This window comes from Rhizobium sp. SU303 (assembly GCF_021052345.1).
Taxonomy (GTDB): domain Bacteria; phylum Pseudomonadota; class Alphaproteobacteria; order Rhizobiales; family Rhizobiaceae; genus Rhizobium; species Rhizobium laguerreae.
Map to the genome: position 1 here is coordinate 3372137 of NZ_CP088095.1, position 17956 is coordinate 3390092.

General features: G+C 60.0%; 17 protein-coding genes. 7 read left to right on the forward strand and 10 right to left on the reverse strand.

The window, feature by feature from the left end; genetic code table 11:
* The first annotated feature begins 365 nt into the window (after positions 1-365).
* Genes RlegSU303_RS16885 through RlegSU303_RS16895 form a run of 3 tightly spaced genes read left to right on the forward strand, consistent with a single transcriptional unit; the run spans position 366 to position 3553 of the window.
* The gene (locus RlegSU303_RS16885; RefSeq protein ID WP_131719267.1) at positions 366-1775 is read left to right on the forward strand and encodes a circularly permuted type 2 ATP-grasp protein; all 1410 of its coding nucleotides are present in this window, start codon (positions 366-368) and stop codon (positions 1773-1775) included.
* Positions 1775-2716 (forward strand): alpha-E domain-containing protein, encoded by a 942-nt coding sequence (locus RlegSU303_RS16890; protein ID WP_131619608.1) that lies wholly within the window; start codon positions 1775-1777, stop codon positions 2714-2716. Before RlegSU303_RS16885 ends, RlegSU303_RS16890 begins: the two co-directional genes overlap by 1 nt.
* Before the next feature lie 12 nt (positions 2717-2728).
* Entirely contained in the window at positions 2729-3553 is an 825-nt protein-coding gene (locus RlegSU303_RS16895; RefSeq protein ID WP_017961598.1) for a transglutaminase family protein, read from the forward strand.
* A gap of 235 nt (positions 3554-3788) precedes the next feature.
* On the opposite strand, the gene RlegSU303_RS16900 is transcribed toward RlegSU303_RS16895, so the two are convergent.
* The 8 genes from RlegSU303_RS16900 to chvE all read right to left on the reverse strand — a co-directional run bounded on the left by RlegSU303_RS16900 (position 3789) and on the right by chvE (position 12969).
* A complete protein-coding gene (locus RlegSU303_RS16900; protein ID WP_017961599.1) occupies positions 3789-4199 on the reverse strand; it encodes a type II toxin-antitoxin system VapC family toxin in 411 nt (136 codons plus the stop codon).
* Entirely contained in the window at positions 4196-4438 is a 243-nt protein-coding gene (locus tag RlegSU303_RS16905; RefSeq protein ID WP_065280922.1) for a type II toxin-antitoxin system Phd/YefM family antitoxin, read from the reverse strand. The genes RlegSU303_RS16900 and RlegSU303_RS16905 overlap by 4 nt, the downstream gene beginning before the upstream one ends.
* Before the next feature lie 113 nt (positions 4439-4551).
* Positions 4552-6291, reverse strand: a complete 1740-nt coding sequence (araD, locus tag RlegSU303_RS16910; RefSeq protein ID WP_017961601.1) for an L-arabinonate dehydratase — start codon at positions 6289-6291, stop codon at positions 4552-4554.
* Positions 6292-6352: 61 nt separating this feature from the next.
* A complete protein-coding gene (locus RlegSU303_RS16915) occupies positions 6353-7786 on the reverse strand; it encodes an aldehyde dehydrogenase family protein (protein WP_131619606.1) in 1434 nt (477 codons plus the stop codon).
* A 69-nt stretch (positions 7787-7855) separates the two neighbouring features.
* Positions 7856-8851: an AraD1 family protein gene (gene araD1, locus RlegSU303_RS16920; RefSeq protein WP_017961603.1), complete on the reverse strand. Its 996-nt coding sequence runs from the start codon at positions 8849-8851 to the stop codon at positions 7856-7858.
* 118 nt (positions 8852-8969) lie between these two features.
* Positions 8970-10277 carry a multiple monosaccharide ABC transporter permease gene (mmsB, locus tag RlegSU303_RS16925; RefSeq protein ID WP_017961604.1) on the reverse strand — a complete coding sequence of 436 codons (1308 nt, stop codon included), beginning with the start codon at positions 10275-10277 and terminating at the stop codon, positions 8970-8972.
* Positions 10274-11812: a multiple monosaccharide ABC transporter ATP-binding protein gene (gene mmsA, locus RlegSU303_RS16930; protein WP_017961605.1), complete on the reverse strand. Its 1539-nt coding sequence runs from the start codon at positions 11810-11812 to the stop codon at positions 10274-10276. The genes mmsB and mmsA overlap by 4 nt, the downstream gene beginning before the upstream one ends.
* 92 nt (positions 11813-11904) lie before the next feature.
* A complete protein-coding gene (chvE, locus tag RlegSU303_RS16935; RefSeq protein WP_017961606.1) occupies positions 11905-12969 on the reverse strand; it encodes a multiple monosaccharide ABC transporter substrate-binding protein in 1065 nt (354 codons plus the stop codon).
* Positions 12970-13239: 270 nt separating this feature from the next.
* Between chvE and RlegSU303_RS16940 the strand changes: the two genes are divergently transcribed.
* The 3 genes from RlegSU303_RS16940 (at position 13240) to RlegSU303_RS16950 (ending at position 15972) form a co-directional block, all read left to right on the forward strand.
* Positions 13240-14244, forward strand: a complete 1005-nt coding sequence (locus RlegSU303_RS16940) for a LysR family transcriptional regulator (protein WP_017961607.1) — start codon at positions 13240-13242, stop codon at positions 14242-14244.
* Between the two features lie 63 nt (positions 14245-14307).
* Positions 14308-14781, forward strand: coding sequence for a hypothetical protein (locus tag RlegSU303_RS16945; protein ID WP_017961608.1), 474 nt, complete (start codon positions 14308-14310; stop codon positions 14779-14781).
* Positions 14782-15090: 309 nt separating this feature from the next.
* Positions 15091-15972 carry a Hint domain-containing protein gene (locus RlegSU303_RS16950; protein ID WP_131719266.1) on the forward strand — a complete coding sequence of 294 codons (882 nt, stop codon included), beginning with the start codon at positions 15091-15093 and terminating at the stop codon, positions 15970-15972.
* A gap of 142 nt (positions 15973-16114) precedes the next feature.
* Here the strand turns inward: RlegSU303_RS16950 and RlegSU303_RS34240 are convergent, their stop codons facing one another.
* Complete coding sequence (locus RlegSU303_RS34240; protein ID WP_017961610.1) at positions 16115-16240, reverse strand: hypothetical protein; 126 nt, start codon at positions 16238-16240, stop codon at positions 16115-16117.
* 78 nt (positions 16241-16318) lie between these two features.
* Entirely contained in the window at positions 16319-16600 is a 282-nt protein-coding gene (locus RlegSU303_RS16955; protein ID WP_003542043.1) for a hypothetical protein, read from the reverse strand.
* A gap of 281 nt (positions 16601-16881) precedes the next feature.
* Between RlegSU303_RS16955 and iolG the strand changes: the two genes are divergently transcribed.
* Positions 16882-17874, forward strand: coding sequence for an inositol 2-dehydrogenase (iolG, locus tag RlegSU303_RS16960; RefSeq protein WP_131629752.1), 993 nt, complete (start codon positions 16882-16884; stop codon positions 17872-17874).
* Positions 17875-17956 lie beyond the last annotated feature (82 nt).

Sequence of the window (17956 nt, forward strand, 5' to 3'; positions counted from 1 at the left end):
GCAGTGGTCACCAGTGGCGGTCGCCAGCTGTTACCCGCGCATGACCATATTCGACCGCCTACAACGCCGCGCGTCTCTTCGAGAGGCGCAAAGGACGTTGTAGCACTTTGATTGCTGCATAATTTCACCCTTAAAGCGGAGTCGATTTAAGTGTGAAATTATGCAGTAGGCCGAACGAAAAGCGGTCACATGCTCAGATTTTGCGCAGACACCTTGGATGAATATCCGCCATGCCGCAGCGCATCACTTTAAATGCCCAGATTTTCACCCGTTTCCCGCAGCGCAAAATCTTTTCCCGAACTGCGCATGGTTCTTGCATTGCCATTTGCGTTGTATTCAAATGAAGAAAAAGGGGAGCCGCGCTTTTGGCATTTGATGAAATGATTACCGGGGACGAAAGCCCTCGCCCGCCTTACGACAAATACTTCGAGTGGTACAACAGCCAAGACCGGGCGCATCTGATTGCCAAATCCCGCGATGCGGAAAACATCTTCCGGAAGACCGGCATCACCTTCGCAGTCTACGGCCATGCCGACAGTTCCGAAAAACTCATCCCCTTCGACATCATTCCCCGCATCATCTCCGCACGCGAATGGCGCAAGCTCGCCCAAGGCATCGAGCAGCGGGTGATCGCGCTTAACGCCTTTCTCGACGATATCTACCATAAGCAGGAGATCATCCGCGCCGGCCGCGTTCCGCGTGAACTGATCGAGAACAACGTCACCTTCATCCCCGAAATGATCGGCTTCCGGCCGCCCGGCGGCGTCTATACCCACATCGTCGGCACCGACATCGTGCGCACCGGCGAAGACCAGTTTTACGTGCTGGAGGATAATGCCCGCACACCCTCCGGCGTCAGCTACATGCTGGAAAACCGGGAAACCATGATGCAGATGTTCCCTGAGCTCTTTCACGAGAACAAGGTGCAGCGTGTCGAGGATTATCCCTATCTGCTGCGTCAAAGCCTCGCCTCGCTGGCGCCTCCCGGCTGCAAGGGCAAACCGCGTGTCGCCGTGCTGACGCCGGGCATCTACAATTCCGCCTATTACGAGCATTCGTTCCTCGCCGACATGATGGGCGTCGAGCTGGTCGAGGGCGCGGATCTGCGCGTCATCGACGGCAAGGTGAAGATGAGGACGACACGCGGTTACGAAGCGATCGACGTGCTCTACCGCCGCGTCGACGACGACTTCCTCGATCCCCTGACCTTCCGGTCCGATTCCGCGCTCGGCGTTCCCGGCATCATGGATGTTTACCGCTCCGGCAACATCACCATCGCCAATGCGCCGGGCACCGGCATTTGCGACGACAAGGCGATCTATTCCTATATGCCCGAGATCGTCGAATTCTATACCGGCCGCAAGGCGCTGCTCGAAAACGTGCCGACCTGGCGCTGCTCGGAAGCCGACAGCCTGAAATATGTGCTGGAACACCTGGAAGACCTCGTCGTCAAGGAGGTGCACGGCTCCGGCGGCTACGGCATGCTGGTCGGCCCGACGGCATCGAAGAAGGAGCGCGCCGATTTCGCTGAGAAGCTGAAAGCCAAGCCGAACAATTACATCGCCCAGCCAACGCTGTCGCTCTCCACCGTGCCGATCCTCGTCAACAAGGGCATCGCGCCGCGCCATGTCGACCTTCGCCCCTATGTGCTTGTATCCGACAAGGTACAGATCATTCCGGGCGGGCTCACCCGCGTGGCGCTGAAGCAGGGCTCGCTGGTGGTCAATTCCAGCCAGGGCGGCGGCACCAAAGACACTTGGGTATTGGAGGACTGATGCTCGGAAGAACAGCAAACGGCCTCTACTGGATGTTTCGTTACATCGAGCGCGCCGAAAATATAGCCCGCCTGATCGATGCCGGGCTGCGCATGTCGCTGACACGCAGCAGCACTGGCGATGACAATTGGGATGGCGTGCTGCAAAGCGCGGGCGTGCGCGAGGCTTATGACGAAGGCCACAACAAGCTGACCAACGCCGACGCGATCGATTATCTCCTGCGCGATCGCACCAATCCGTCGAGCGTCATGTCTTGCATCGATTCCGGCCGCAACAATGCCCGCATGGTGCGCACGGCGCTGACGCGTGAGACCTGGGAAGCCACCAACGAATGCTGGATCGATTTGAAGTCGCTGCTCGAAAAGCGCGTCAAGGCGGCCGAAATGCCAGAGGTGATCGATGTCATCAAGCGCCGCGCCGGCCTCATCCGCGGTGCCTTCCATGGCTCGACACTGCGCAACGAGCTCTATAATTTTGCCCGCATCGGTACCTTCATCGAGCGGGCCGACAATACCAGCCGCATCCTCGACGTGAAATATTACGTGCTGCTGCCCTCGGTTTCATCAGTTGGTTCCTCCCTCGACAATGTCCAGTGGGAATCGATCCTGCGCTCGGTCTCGGCGCACCGCGCCTATAGTTGGGCCTATGACGGGGAATACCGGGCGATGAACATCGCCGACTTCCTGACCCTCAATGTCCAGATGCCGCGCTCGCTTGCCTATTGCTACGAGAAGATCGTCAGCAATCTCGGCTATCTCGCCCAGGATTACGAGGAGCGGCTGCCTGCCCACGATACCGCGGATTCAATCCGCACCACGCTGCAGACAAGGGCGATCCGGGATATCATGGATCAGGGGCTGCACGAGTTCCTGGAGGATTTCGTCGCGCGCAACAACAAGCTCGGCGCGGAAATTTCCGACGGCTACCGGTTCTATGTATAAGCGGATAACAATATGAGACTGAAGATCAGCCACCTCACCGAATACCGCTACGACGAACCGGCGCAATTCTCGCTGCAACGGCTGCGGTTGACGCCACCGACGACATCAGCTCAGAAAGTGCTCGGCTGGTCTCTGAAAGTCGAAGGTGCCACGCCGGAAGTAGAATATGACGACCAGTACGGCAATCATGTCAATCTGGTCTCGCTGGAAGGCGAGCAGGACGTAACGCGCATCCTGGCCGAAGGCGAAGTCGAGACGGAGGACAATAACGGCGTCACCGGTCCGCATACCGGCTTCTGCCCGCTTTGGCTCTTCCTGCGCGACACGCCGCTGACCAAGGGCGGCAAGCTGGTGAAGGAACTGATCAAGGGCGTCAGCGGCGACAACGAGCTTGCCCGCATGCATGCGCTGATGGCGGCGATCCACGAGACGGTCGATTATAAGCCCGGCACCAGCAACACCGAGACAACGGCCGAACAGGCGTTGGAGAGGAGGAGCGGCGTCTGCCAGGACCACGCGCACATCTTCATTGCCGCAGCCCGCGCGCTGCAGGTGCCGGCGCGTTACATCTCCGGTTATCTGATGATGGAGGAAAAGATCGAACAGGCGGCGACCCATGCCTGGGCAGAGGCGCATATTCCCGGCCTCGGCTGGGTCGGCTTCGATCCCGCCAATGAGATCTGCCCGGATGCCCGTTACATCAGAGTCGCCTCCGGCCTCTGCTATCGTGATGCCGCGCCGATTTCGGGCATGCGCATCGGCACACCGGGCGAAACGCTGTCGGTCACCGTGAAGGTCGAGGACGGCGGACAGATGCAGAGCCAGAGTCAGAGCTGAGCGGAGCATAAAGACAGCTTTACCGCGCCCTGCGGTGGGGCCGATAGAATAGCTGCGAGGTCGGCGCGAACCAAACATGTTGGACTTGAATATAGAGACCGGCGGTGCCGAAATTCCGCCTGCTTCTGGCACGCGGCGCATGCCATAACTGCCGCTTGTCACTAACTCAATTTTAAGGCCGCAGGCATAAGCTTGTCTGCGGCGACGCTTGGTGTATTTCGGCCCCAACCAAAGCCTATCCCGCTGCAAGAACCTGGAGGTGCCCGCGCGCGCCGTAACTGAGGATCGCCTGGTCGGCCGTCAGTAACGGGACGCGATGAAAGCGGGCTGTGGCAGCAATGATGCGGTCGGCGGGATCGGCATGAAACTCGCCAGGCAGCCGAACGCTGTCTATTGCGATGGGAGGCTCAATCGGTGCGAGCTGGATACCGGGCAGAGACAATGCGCTATCGATCCATCGACCGACATCGTCGCCGAGCGCCAGGCGTCCCTTCTGCACAAGCAACGCGATTTCCCAAGGTGTAATCGCCGAAACCAGAATCTGGCTTTTCTCCGTCATCTCGTCGATGATGCGCCGGGCTTGTGAACCGAGGCGCGCATCGTCCTGCATTGCCCAGACGAGGATATGTGTGTCGATGACGATCAACGAACGGCGTCCCAATCTTCCGCTTCAGCAGCCGGAGACAGCGGATCGTCATAACGCAATACGCTGCCCTTCATCGCGCCGATAACACTCCTGCGTCCGCTGGTATCATGTACCGGCGAAAGCACGGCAACTGGCCTGCCGCGCTTGGTGATGACGATTGATTCGTCGTCCTTCCCCATCTGATCGATAAGGTTCAGGCATTTCGCCTTGAACTCCGCCGCACCGACCATCTTGGACATGACTATATCTCCTGTACATCTATACGGAATATAGAGCCATTTCCGTATTCAACAAGTGCAAAGAAAAAGGCGGGGTCATGCCCCGCCTTTTTCTCGTTATGGATTGAGCCGCGCTAGTGGCTGTCCTTACCGACCGCATTTCCGCGACATCCCTTGAGGAAGTCGAGGTCGGCGCCGGTATCTGCCCCTTCGACGTGCTGCTGATGCAGGAAGGCATAGCCGGATGTGGGCAAATCATGGTTCGGCTGCCATTCGGCGAGCCGCCGTGCCAGTTCCTCCTCGGAAATGTCGAGATGCAGACGACGGTTCGGCACGTCCAATTCGATCATGTCGCCGTTTTTCACGACCGCGAGCGGCCCGCCGACAGCCGCTTCCGGCGAGGTGTGCAGCACGACGGTTCCATAGGCCGTTCCGGACATGCGGGCGTCGGAAATGCGCACCATATCGAGAATGCCCTTCTTGAGCACCTTCGGCGGCAGCCCCATGTTGCCGACCTCGGCCATACCGGGATAGCCCTTCGGCCCACAGTTCTTCATGACCATGATGCAGGTTTCGTCGATGTCGAGGCTGTCGTCGTTGATCTTGGCCTTGTAGTCGTCGATGTCCTCGAACACGACCGCCCTGCCCCGGTGCACCAGCAGATGCGGCGAAGCCGCCGAAGGCTTCAACACCGCGCCTTTCGGCGCGAGATTGCCGCGCAGCACGACGATGCCGCCCGAAGCTGTCAGCGCCTTTTCGGCCGGCAGGATAACGTCCTCGTTCCAGTTGACGACGTCCTTGACCTCGTCCCAGACGGTTTCGCCGGATACCGTCAGCGCATCCTTGTGCAGGAGGCCCGCCTCGCCGAGGCGCTTCAGCACCACCGGCAGGCCGCCGGCATAGAAGAACTCCTCCATCAGGTACTTGCCCGACGGCATCAGGTTGACGATGGTCGGGACATCACGGCCGCAGCGGTCCCAGTCATCAAGCGAAAGATCGATGCCGACACGGCCGGCGATGGCGAGCAGGTGGATGACGGCATTGGTCGATCCGCCGATGGCCGCGTTGGTGCGGATGGCGTTCTCGAAGGCTTGCTTCGTCATGATCTCGGAAGGCTTCAGGTCGTCCTTGACCATCTGCACGATACGCCGGCCGGTAAGCTGCGCCATAACCTTGCGGCGGGAATCGACGCCCGGGATAGCGGCATTGCCGGACAGCGCCATGCCGAGCGCCTCAGCCATGGAAGCCATGGTGGAGGCGGTGCCCATGGTGTTACAGGTGCCCGACGAACGGCTCATCGAGGCTTCTGCCTCGAGGAATTCGGCCTGCGTCATCTCGCCGGCCTTCACCATTTCGGAAAACTTCCACAGATGCGTGCCCGAGCCGACGCGTTCACCGCGGAAATAGCCGTTCAGCATCGGTCCGCCTGTGACGACGATCGAGGGCAGGTCGCAGGAAGCTGCCCCCATGATAAGCGACGGCGTGGTCTTGTCGCAGCCAACCAGCAGTACGCAGCCATCCATCGGCTGGCCGCGGATCGCCTCTTCCACCGCCAGCGCGGCAAGATTGCGGTACATCATCGCGGTCGGGCGGAACGTGTTTTCGGATGCCGAGAACACCGGCACCTCAAGCGGGAAGCCGCCAGCCTCCCATACGCCCGCCTTCACCTTCTCGGCGAGTTCTCTGAGATGCCCGTTGCACGGGGTCATATCCGACCAGGTGTTGAGGATGCCGATCACCGGCCGGCCGTCGAACAGGTCGTGCGGATAACCCTGGTTCTTAAGCCAGCCGCGGTGATAAATCACGTCGCGGCTCGTACCGCCGTACCATTCCTGCGACCTCAGCCTGCGCGGCCATTCCGCTTTCTTTTTCATCGTCTCTATCCTTCAGGATATCGCCGGACCGCCCCGTACGGCCCGGGTTATCGCACTTGTCTCAAGCCAGGGTGTAGGCGGTCTTGACGGTTGTGTAGAATTCGGCGGCGTACTTGCCCTGCTCGCGCGGGCCGTAGGACGAGCCCTTGCGGCCGCCGAACGGCACGTGGAAATCGACGCCTGCCGTCGGCAGGTTGACCATCACCATGCCGGCCTCGGAATTGCGCTTGAAGTGCGTGGCATATTTCAGGCTGGTCGTGGCGATGCCGGCGGAGAGCCCGAACGGCGTGTCGTTGGCAACGGCAAGCGCCTCGTCGTAGTCCTTCGCCCGGATTACCGACACCACAGGCCCGAAGATCTCCTCGCGCGAAATGCGCATCTGGTTGGTCGCTTCGGTAAACAGCGTCGGCTGCAGGTAGAAGCCGGGCGTGTCGCGCGAGATCACCTCGCCGCCGAAGGCGAGTTTGGCGCCCTCCGACTTGCCGATCTCGATATAGTCGGTATCGGTCTTCAGCTGCCGCTCATCGACGACAGGGCCGATATGAGTGCCGGCCTTCAGCGCGTTGTCGACGACGAGCGTCTTCAGCTTGTCGGTGAGTGCTGCGACGAACTTGTCGTGGATGCCTTCGGTGACGATCAGCCGCGAGGAGGCGGTGCAGCGCTGGCCGGTCGAGAAGAAGCCGGAATTGGCGGCGGCCTCGACGGCGACGTTGAGGTCGGCATCGTCAAGCACGACCATCGGGTTCTTGCCGCCCATTTCCAGCTGGAACTTGCGGTTATGCTCGATGGAGGCGGCAGCGACGCGTCTGCCGGTGCCGGTGGAACCGGTAAACGTGATGCCGTGAACGTCGGGGCTTTCGAGCATGGCCTGGCCGACGACCGAGCCTTTGCCCATGACGAGGTTCAGCACGCCCTTCGGCAGGCCGGCGCGGTTGAGAATATCGACGATCGCCCAGGAACAGCCAGGCACCAGTTCGGCCGGCTTGAAGACGATGGTGTCGCCGTAGCAGAGCGCCGGCGCGATCTTCCAGGCGGGAATGGCGATCGGGAAATTCCACGGGGTGATGATGCCGATGACGCCGAGCGCCTCGCGTGTGATCTCGACGCCGATATTCGGGCGAACCGACGGGAGAACCTCACCGGCCAGCCTCAGCGCCTCACCGGCGAAGAATTCGAAGATCTGCGACGCGCGGATCACCTCGCCGGTCGCTTCCGGCAGCGTCTTGCCTTCTTCGCGCGCAAGCAGCGCGCCGAGCTCGTCCTTGCGCGCCATGATCTCGTCGCCCGTCTTCTTCAGGATGACGTGGCGCTCCCAGATGCCGGAGCGCGACCAGGCCGGGAAGGCGGCCTTGGCGGCGGCAATGGCGTTTCTCGTGTCATCTGCGCTGCCGTCGGCATAGAGGCCGACGACCTCATTCGTATCCGACGGGTTGATGTTCTTCGTCGCGTTCGAGCCGACCCATTCGCCGGCGATCAGATTTTGATAAATGGTCATGGGCTTAACAAGCCTCCTTTACCGTTTACGAGCAAAGAGCCGGCCGCCGACTGCGGCCAGATCCTGAATTCAGAGCTGCCTGACGGCGACCTCTTCCTCGGCGGCCACCTTCAGCGGATTGCGGAGCGCCAGGCCGAATTCGGCGACTTCGATCTCGAAGACGTCGCCCTCTTCGGTCTTGACGCCGTCGGCAAAGGAAAGGGTCGCCGTGCCGAACATATGGACATGCACATCGCCTGGAACACGGAAGATGCCATACTTGAAATGGTGATATTCCAGATTGGCGAAGGTGTGCGACATGTTCGCCTCACCTGATAGGAATGGTTTTTCGAAGATCACCTTGTCACCGCGCTTGATGCGCGAGGTGCCGCGAATATCGTCCGGCGCCGCGCCGACGCGGATTTCCGGACCGAAGCTTGCCGGGCGCAGCTTCGAGTGGGCGAGATAGAGATAGTTGATCCGTTCGGTGACGTGATCGGAAAATTCGTTCGACAGCGCAAAGCCGATGCGGAAGGGCGAGCCGTCCTTGGCGATCACGTAGATGCCGGCCATCTCCGGCTCCTCGCCGCCGTCGAGCGCGAAGGAGGGCGAGATGAGCGGCGCGCCGGGGGCTGCGGCTCCGTAGCCGTTGCCCTTGTAGAACCATTCGGGCTGGACGCCCTTTTCGCCGGCCTTCGGCTTACCGTTCTCGAGGCCCATCTTGAACATCTTCATCGAGTCCGTCAGGGTTTCCTCGGCGGCTTCGGTGGTCTTCTTGTGCATGGAATCGCGCGTTGCCGCCGAGCCCAAATGCGTCAGGCCGGTGCCGGTCAGATGCAGGTGCGCGGCATCTGGATGGGTGATCGGCGGAAGGAAACGGCCTTCCGCATAGGCCTTCTCAAGATCGACGGCATCGCCGTAGCCATACGCTTCGATGATCGAGGCAAGAGACTTGCCGCCGTCTGCGGCTTTCATCGCCAACGCATAGACGCTGACGGCGTTCTTGACCGACCTTGCAGCGCCGCCCTGCTCACGCACGGCGACGATGATCTCTCCGTTTGCACCCTTGATCTGTGAAATAAGCACGTCTTCGATCCTTCTCGTTTCGGCGAAGACAGGAAAAAGCTCCGCCTGTCCGGCTCCATCAGGAGCCGAAATCCATCATTCATAGGACTGCGAATGCCTGACTGGCGCCTTGAGGCGCTCAGCCCTTGTTCTTGTTGTAAACGTCGAAGAACACTGCGGCGAGAAGCACGAGGCCCTTCACCATCTGCTGGAAGTCGATGCCGAGCCCGACGATCGACATACCGTTATTCATGACGCCCATAATGAACGCGCCGATGACCGCACCGGTGATCTTGCCGACGCCGCCGGACGCCGAGGCGCCGCCGATGAAGCAAGCCGCAATGACGTCGAGTTCGAAACCGACGCCGGCCTTCGGTGTTGCCGAGTTCAGACGAAGCGCGACGATCATGCCGGCAAGGCCTGCGAGCACGCCCATGTTGACGAAGGTATAGAAGCTCAGCCGCTCGGTATTGATGCCCGAAAGCTTGGTTGCCTTGGAATTGCCGCCCATCGCATAGACGCGGCGACCGATCGTCGTGCGCCGCGTGACGAACGAGTAAAGACCGATGAGAATCAGCATGACGACCAGGACGTTCGGGAGGCCCTTGTAGGTCGCGAGCTGGAAAGCCAGGAATATGATGACAAAGGCTAGGATGGCGTTTTGCGCGATGAAGAAGTTCGCCGGCTCGACGTCGACGCCATGGCTAATCTTCGACGCGCGCCGACGGGCCGCAGCAAAGATGAGTGCTGCCGCACCGAGGATGCCAAGAACGAGAGCAGCGACATTATTGATCGTCCATGTCGCCGTCACGATGCTGACGTCAACAGGCGCCCAGCTCATGGTAGTGAAGTCGAAAAGGAACGAATTGACCTGCATCCAAGGACCGCTGAAGGACCAAGGGCCGAGAAACGACAGGAAGTCAGGGATAAAGCCGGTGCTAACGAGCTGGAATTCCTTCGGAAATGGACCGATGTTCTTGCCGCCGAGCACAGTCAGCGTCAGGCCGCGGAAAACGAGCATGCCGGCAAGCGTGACGATGAATGACGGGATGCGGTGATAGGCGATGAAATAGCCCTGCGCCGCGCCGATGATGCCGCCGACGATGAGGCAGATCACGCCGGCAACCCAGAAATTCATGCCCAATGTCACGGTCAAGATCGCCGCGAGAGCGCCGATGAAAGCGACGATCGAGCCGACCGACAGGTCGATATGGCCGGCGACGATGACGAGCAGCATGCCGAGCGCCATGATGACGATGAAGGAGTTCTGCAGGACAAGGTTCGTTAGGTTGACCGGCTTGAAGAGAATGCCGCCGGTATAGAACTGGAAGAACACCATGATCGCGACAAGCGCGATGAGCATGCCGTATTCACGAATATTGCCGCGTATATAATCGGCAACGGAAACGACGTTGCTATGCTCGGTTGTCGGGTTGACCGGAGTCATTGTCTCTTCTCCCCTGAGCGCATGATAGCGCGCATGATGGTTTCCTGGCTTGCTTCTCCCTTCGGCAATTCGGCGACGATGCGTCCTTCGTTCATCACGTAGATGCGGTCACATGTGCCAAGCAGTTCGGGCATTTCCGACGAGATCATCAGAACGCCCTTTCCATCGGCGGCAAGCTGGTTGATGATAGTATAGATTTCGTACTTTGCGCCAACGTCGATGCCGCGGGTCGGCTCGTCGAGGATCAAAATATCGGGATCGGAAAACAGCCACTTCGACAGCACCACCTTCTGCTGGTTGCCGCCCGAAAGATTGACCGTTTCCTGGAAGACGCCGGAGGAGCGGATGCGCAGCTTCGACCGGTAATCGGTCGCGACCTTCATCTCCTTGATGTCGTCGATGACGCTATTGCTCGAAATCCCGTTGAGATTGGCAAGCGTCGTGTTGTGCAGGATAGTGTCGTTGAGCACGAGACCGAGCTGCTTGCGGTCCTCGGTGACATAGGCAAGACCGGCGTCGATCGCCTTGCGCACGGTGCTGACGTCGACAGCCTTGCCATCGACGAAGACCTCGCCGCTGATCTTGTGGCCGTAGGATTTGCCGAAGACGCTCATGGCGAATTCGGTGCGGCCGGCGCCCATGAGGCCGGCAATACCCACGACCTCGCCCTTGCGGACGGTGACATTGATGTCGTGCAGCACTTGGCGGTCGCGGTGCTGCTGGTGATAGGCGTTCCAGTTCTTCACTTCGAAGATCGTCTCGCCGATCGGCACGGAGCGCGGCGGATAACGGTCGGCCAGATCTCGGCCCACCATGTTCTTGATGATGATGTCTTCGCTGATCTCGTCCGTGTGACAGTCGAGCGTCTTGACGGTCATGCCGTCGCGCAGGACAGTGATCTGGTCGGCGACCTTACGGATCTCGTTCAGCTTGTGGGAGATGATGATCGAAGTGATGCCCTGATTGCGGAACTCGATCAGCAGATTGAGCAGCGCGTCCGAGTCCTTCTCATTGAGCGAAGCGGTAGGCTCGTCGAGGATGAGCAGCTTCACGCTCTTCGACAGTGCCTTGGCGATCTCGACGAGCTGCTGCTTGCCGACGCCGATATCGGTGACCAGCGTGTTCGGAGATTCCCGTAGGCCCACCTTGGTGAGCAGCTTCTTCGTGCGGTTGAAAGTCTCTTCCCAGCTGATGACGCCGTTCTTGGCATTCTCGTTGCCGAGGAAGATGTTTTCGCCGATCGACAGCAGCGGCACGAGCGCCAGCTCCTGGTGGATGATGACGATGCCGATTTCTTCGGAGTCCTTCAGGACCTTGAAGTTGCGCGTCTCGCCTTCATAGACGATGTCGCCTTCATAGCTTCCTGTCGGATAGACGCCCGATAGCACTTTCATCAGGGTCGATTTACCGGCCCCGTTTTCGCCTACCAACGCGTGGATCTCACCCTGGCGAACCTTGAGGTTCACATTCTCCAGCGCCTTGACGCCCGGGAACGTCTTGGTGATGCTCCGCATTTCGAGGATGGTATTGTCCATAGTCAAAGTTCCAGCGCCTCCGGCCGTCGAGCGGCCGGGCAATCATAAAATCGAAGACCGGAACCCGCAAGCACGGGTTCCGGTCCCTCTCATTACTTCAGCTTGTCTTCGGTGTAGTAACCGCCGTCGACGAGGATCTGCTTGTAGTTGGTCTTGTCGACAGCAACCGGCTTCAGCAGATAGGACGGAACGATCTTGACGCCGTTATCGTAGGTCTTCGTATCGTTGACCTCGGGCTCCTTGCCGGACATGACGGCATCGACCATGGCAACAGTGACCTTGGCGAGTTCGCGGGTGTCCTTGAAGACCGTCGAGTGCTGTTCGCCAGCAATGATCGACTTGACCGACGGAACTTCGGCGTCCTGACCGGAAACAACCGGGAGCGGCTGGTCCGGAGTGCCGTAGCCGACGCCCTTCAGCGACGAGATGATGCCGATCGACAGACCGTCATAGGGAGACAGGACCGCATCGACCTTGGCGTCGGTGTAGTGGGCCGAGAGCAGGTTGTCCATGCGGGCTTGGGCCGTTGCAGCGTCCCAACGCAGCGTGCCGACCTTGTCCATGCCGGTCTGGCCGGACTTCACGACGAGCTTGCCGCTGTCGATGTAGGGCTGCAGAACGGACATTGCGCCATCATAGAAGAAGAAGGCGTTGTTGTCGTCCGGCGAGCCGCCGAACAGTTCGATGTTGAACGGACCCTTGCCATCCTTGAGGCCGAGGGCGTCAACGATGGAACCAGCCTGCAGAACGCCGACCTGGAAATTGTCGAACGTCGCATAGTAGTCGACGTTGGCCGAGTCGCGGATCAGACGGTCATAGGCGATGACCTTGATGTTGGCGTCATGAGCCTTCTGGAGAACGTCGGAAAGCGTCGTTCCGTCGATCGAAGCGATGACGAGAACCTTGGCACCCTTGGTGACCATGTTTTCGATCTGCGAAAGCTGGTTCGGAATATCGTCGTCAGCATACTGCAGGTCGGTCTTGTAGCCGGCGGCCTCGAGCTGCTTGACGATGTTGTTGCCGTCGTCGATCCAGCGAGCCGAAGACTTCGTCGGCATTGCGATACCGACAAGCCCCTTGTCCTGCGCCATGGCAGGCATAACGAACGAAGCGACGCCGAAGGCAGCCGCAGCCATCAATGAGATAATGGATTTCATTTCTCTCTCCCTTGTTAATAGACGGCGGACGAAAAATCGCCCGCCCCGAAACTGTGGCAGGTTCCGTATTGGATAGTTACTTCAGATGGTGAGAAACGAAGTAGGTCTCCTCCACGATCTCACACGTGTTGAGTGCCAACCAGCACACGGCGGCAAACTGGTATGGATTCCTATAACTGTCAAATAGAATAAGTGGTAATATGCATAACAATTTTGGTATATCGTTAAAAAGTATTACTTTTGATGGAGCGCAGTGAGGAGGCTGCAACCATGACGATTGTTTCCGAGCCATTTTCAATGGATCACGTCGATATCCACAGCGATAATTTCGGCGATGACAGCCTTTTACGTGCAGGACTTAAGCTGAATCACCTGCGCATGATCGTCGCAATCGAAGATAGCGGACAGATTTCCGCCGCAGCCGACGTTCTGAACATTTCGCAGCCCGCCGCATCGCGCATGTTGTCCGAAATGGAATCGATTACCAAGACGTCGCTCTATGAGCGGGTGGCCCGCGGCGTGGTGCTGACGACCTTCGGCGCAGCGCTTGCCCGCAGGGCTCGGAAGATCCTCCTGGAGCTGCGCGAGGCGAGTCGCGAGATCGGTGAATTGAAAAGCGGCAAAGGCGGCTCGGTCTTCATCGGCGCGGTAACGGCGCCGGCCATGAGCCTCGTCGTTCCGGCAATCAACAAGGTGCGCAAGGCCTATCCCGGCATCGAGATCAACATCCAGGTGGAGACGAGCAACGTGCTTGCCCGCGAGCTGCTCGCCGCCCGCCATGACTTCATCATCGGCCGCATTCCCGATGATCTCAATCCGCGCCTGTTCGAGGTGACAGAGATCGGCATCGAGCGGGCCTGCCTGATCGTGCGCAGCAGCCATCCGCTTATGAAGCAGAAGACGAGCAGCCTCGCCGACGTCAGGGATTACGACTGGGTGTTCCAGCCGCCCGGCACGCTGCTGCGCCGCACGATCGAGGACGTCTTCCTGTCGCGCGGCGTGGCGTTGCCGGAGAACATCGTCAACACCTCCTCGCTGTTGCTCACCTGCGCCATCATCTGCGAAACCGATGCGATTGCTCCCGTCGCCGTCGACGTCGCCCAGTTCCTTGCCAGCCAGGGCTCGAACGCCTCTGATGTGCGCATGCTGCCGATCGATTTCGACATCAACGTCAAGCCCTACAGCATGATCACGGCGAGGGAACGGGCGCTGCCGCCGAGTGCAAGGCTGCTCTACGACATCATCCTCGAGGAGAGCCGCAAGCAGGCCGGCTGACGACAGCCGCAAGCCCTGCGCCATCTTGCTCTCTTTTAATGCGCGCTTCGAAAGGAAGGCGGGATGCTGTTCGGGCAGTCGGTATTTCAATCAGTCCTCGAGCGACTGAAGGCGGAGGACGAGACGGCCGAAGACGCCGAGGCGCGGGCGGCCCATCGGGTGCCGGGCCTTGCGACCGGGCTTGCCTTTGATGTCATGGAAGGTGTCTCGGCCGCCTCGCAACGCGTCGGCCAGGCCTATTTCGACAATCTGGAGCTCGATCCCGCCGCCGCGATCGCGGAGGAACCGGCGGCTGCGCCTCCACCCGAGCCCGTCATGCCGGACCATCTCGCCCGCATCGCTCCGGAAGAGATCGCTGCGGAACTGGCGATCGCTGCCGCCGATACCCAACAGACGCTGAACGAGAAGCGGCGCGCCTTTGCCAAGGCCAATCATCCTGATGGCGTCGCGGAGCTTTTCCGCGACAATGCCAACAGGCGCATGATGATCGCCAATCTGCTGATCGACGAGGCGATGCGCCGCCTGCCGCACAGCTGAAGCTTTCTCGCGAACGCAGGCAAACGTTCCGAAGCTTTGGAAGAGCCGCCGTTTCCGGCTCGATTCGCGAGCTCTATATGGGCTGTTTTTCCTGCGCTTCAACCGGTGCCCATGGTGCTCAGTTTGATTCTTTCGCGCTCGGGTAGCAGATAAATCTCCCGCTTTTTGCTACCGGCAATAGCGTATTTCGGGACCCCCGTAGACCATGCCTACTCCCTTTTTGGTAGGCCGTAGCTATTTAGCGAAATTGAATGCGGTACAACCTCTTGTAACATAGGGCGGTGCAAATATTTTCAGGAGACCGCCGACATGTCATCTACGGAAGATCCGAAGCTGCCACGCAACACTGCGCGCAGACATTTTCTAGGTGTAGCCGCAGCCGCCGGAGCTCGTCTTGCCGGCGTGGCCGCCTTGGCCACAGCAATTACCACCTCTCCGGCCAACGCGCTGGGGCGGCTTTGGGGACGGGGCGGCTCCGGTGGACACGGAGGCTCTGGCGGGAGCGGTGGCTCAGGTGGTGGTAGTGGCGGAGGTGGCGGCGGCAGCGGGAGCGGCCCAAATTGCTTCCTGCGGGGAACGGCGATCCTCACGGATTGCGGTGAGAAGCCCGTCGAGGATCTGCGCATCGGCGATCGCGTTGCCCTTCCTGACGGCAGCACCCGTCCGGTAAAGTGGGTCGGCCGCCAAAGCTTCAAGAAGAGCGGCGCGCGCTGGCACAAGGACGTCGTGCCGATCCGGGTTTCCCGCCACGCACTGGACGGGCAAACACCCCATTCGGATCTCTATCTGTCGCCTGGCCATGCGCTGTACCTGAATGGCATTCTGATCCAGGTGAAGGACCTCGTGAACGGCAAGTCGATTGCATGGGTCACTCCCGCCGCCAACGTATCCATCGAGTACTATGCCATCATGCTCGATACGCACGAAGTTATCCTTGCCGAAGGTGCTGAGACCGAGTCCTTCCATCTGAAGAACAGCAATCACGAGAACTTCTGCAATTTTCCAGAGTACGAGCGCCTCTATGGCAAGGAACGCATCGTGATGGCATCCTTTGCGCCATTGCTGGGAGGTGGCTGGTCACATTTGAAAGCGCTTCTCCTGCTCGGCGTCTCGCCGCTGGTACCGATGCACGATCCATTCGGGAATGCCTGCGAAAAGATCGACGCGCAAGCCAAGGAACTGTCACTCTGACAGGACGGGAATGCGCCGGGGATCGGGCTGGCTGCACGCGAAGCTGTGCGTCGGTTTTGCGATCGTATCAAGCAAAGACATCAAGCGTGGCGCGCATCGGAAGATCGCGGCGCGCTTCGATTCTTCGGCCTTCTTCTCTTCGTTAACTGCCGGCTCGTCCCCCGTCTGCGTCATCGGGTGTGACGACTGCCGCCGTCTCCGGCGGCTTCGGATCGAAGGCCCAGATCAGCATATAGAAGGAATAGACACCCGCACCGCCGGCCAGCATGCCCGCGCCAATCACCCCCGACGGTGTTGCCTGCCTTCGCGACAATGCGACGAAGCGCAGCGCCGAATCGCCCCCTGATTATTCCGCCTGCCCGTCCTTGGAAGGCTTTTCAGCGGTCGCCGCAGGCCCTTCTTCTTCTTCGGCGTCAGGCTGCGCGGCCGGCTCGGTGGCCGGTGGCTGCGGCTTGAAGGTCCAGAACAATATGTAGAAGGAATAAGCGCCCGCCCCGCCCGCGAGCACGCCCCAGAACGGATCGCCGGTGACGAACTCGACCACGGCCCAGCCGAAGCAGACGGCAACGATGGCAACTCGCACCCAGAGGCGCCGGTATGCCGGATGGTTCGGATCGATCAGCTGCATCTTTACCCCGCGGTCGGATATGTCGCACTGCCCTCGGCCTGTGCCGCGCTTGTCTCTAAAGCCTTTCCTGGCCAGATTAAAGTATTCTGTTGGCTCAAACTGTATCGAATGTTCGAGAGGCCGGCTCCGGAAGAACGCTTCAATCCGAGCCGGAAATGCTCTGGTTCGAATCTTGCAAATGTGAAAGATCCGAGGCCTTGACGCGACGCAGAGAAGGTGGAATGAAAATTCCAGAAATTTGACTATTCGGTTTATTTGTTCCGAATTCAAGGGAGGTTGGAATGACAGTGAGATTTGGTCTTCTTGGCGCCGGCCGCATCGGCAAGGTTCATGCGAAGGCTGTCAGCGGCGACGCCAATGCAAAGCTCGTCGCGGTCGCCGACGCCTTTCCGCAGGCAGCCGAAGCCATCGCCTCCGCCTATGGCTGCGAGGTCCGCACCATCGAGGCAATCGAGACAGCCAAGGACATCGACGCCGTCGTCATCTGCACGCCGACGGATACCCATGCTGACCTGATCGAACGCTTCGCCCGCGCCGGCAAGGCGATCTTCTGCGAAAAGCCGATCGATCTCGACGTCGCCCGTGTCAAGGCCTGCATCAAGGTGGTGGAAGAGACCGGCGCCAAGCTGATGGTCGGCTTCAACCGCCGCTTCGATCCGCATTTCATGGCTGTCCGCAAGGTCATCGACGAAGGCAAGATCGGCGATGTCGAGATGGTGACGATCACCTCGCGCGATCCCGGCGCCCCGCCGGTGGATTACATCAAGCGCTCGGGTGGCATCTTCCGCGACATGACGATTCACGATTTCGACATGGCCCGCTTCCTGCTCGGCGAGGAGCCGGTCTCGGTGCTGGCGACCGCCGCCGTGCTCGTCGACAAGGCGATCGGCGCAGCCGGCGACTATGACAGCGTCTCGGTGATCCTGCAGACGAAATCCGGCAAGCAGGCCGTCATCTCCAATTCCCGCCGCGCCACCTATGGCTATGACCAGCGCATCGAAGTGCATGGTTCCAAGGGCCTCGTCTCGGCCGAGAACCAACGTCCCGTTTCGATCGAGGTGGCAAACGGCGATGGCTATACCCGCCCGCCGCTGCACGATTTCTTCATGACCCGCTACACCGAAGCCTATGCCAACGAGATCGCCGGCTTCATCGCCGCGATCGAGAAGGGTTCGAAGATCTCTCCATCAGGCGCCGATGGTCTCGCAGCGCTGGCACTCGCCGATGCCGCGGTCCTCTCCGTCAAGGAAGGCAAGCTCATCAAGATCGGCTGACGGCCCTCTCCCGACCGGAAGCCATGCAGGAGATGGCCGGGCGCCTGCCCGGCCATTTCGCGTTTTGCGGATCTTTTTGTGG

Excerpts from the sequence above, each read along its gene's own strand:
- RlegSU303_RS16890 (WP_131619608.1), top strand. The coding sequence starts at position 1,775 with ATGCTCGGAAGAACAGCAAACGGCCTCTACTGGATGTTTCGTTACATC.
- RlegSU303_RS16915 (WP_131619606.1), bottom strand. The coding sequence starts at position 7,786 with ATGACCATTTATCAAAATCTGATCGCCGGCGAATGGGTCGGCTCGAAC.
- RlegSU303_RS34240 (WP_017961610.1), bottom strand. The coding sequence starts at position 16,240 with ATGCTGGCCGGCGGTGCGGGTGTCTATTCCTTCTATATGCTGATCTGG.
- RlegSU303_RS16955 (WP_003542043.1), bottom strand. The coding sequence starts at position 16,600 with ATGCAGCTGATCGATCCGAACCATCCGGCATACCGGCGCCTCTGGGTG.
- RlegSU303_RS16905 (WP_065280922.1), bottom strand. The coding sequence starts at position 4,438 with ATGTCCAAGATGGTCGGTGCGGCGGAGTTCAAGGCGAAATGCCTGAAC.
- chvE (WP_017961606.1), bottom strand. The coding sequence starts at position 12,969 with ATGAAATCCATTATCTCATTGATGGCTGCGGCTGCCTTCGGCGTCGCT.
- mmsA (WP_017961605.1), bottom strand. The coding sequence starts at position 11,812 with ATGGACAATACCATCCTCGAAATGCGGAGCATCACCAAGACGTTCCCG.
- RlegSU303_RS16895 (WP_017961598.1), top strand. The coding sequence starts at position 2,729 with ATGAGACTGAAGATCAGCCACCTCACCGAATACCGCTACGACGAACCG.
- RlegSU303_RS16945 (WP_017961608.1), top strand. The coding sequence starts at position 14,308 with ATGCTGTTCGGGCAGTCGGTATTTCAATCAGTCCTCGAGCGACTGAAG.
- RlegSU303_RS16950 (WP_131719266.1), top strand. The coding sequence starts at position 15,091 with ATGTCATCTACGGAAGATCCGAAGCTGCCACGCAACACTGCGCGCAGA.
- mmsB (WP_017961604.1), bottom strand. The coding sequence starts at position 10,277 with ATGACTCCGGTCAACCCGACAACCGAGCATAGCAACGTCGTTTCCGTT.
- RlegSU303_RS16940 (WP_017961607.1), top strand. The coding sequence starts at position 13,240 with ATGACGATTGTTTCCGAGCCATTTTCAATGGATCACGTCGATATCCAC.
- iolG (WP_131629752.1), top strand. The coding sequence starts at position 16,882 with ATGACAGTGAGATTTGGTCTTCTTGGCGCCGGCCGCATCGGCAAGGTT.
- araD (WP_017961601.1), bottom strand. The coding sequence starts at position 6,291 with ATGAAAAAGAAAGCGGAATGGCCGCGCAGGCTGAGGTCGCAGGAATGG.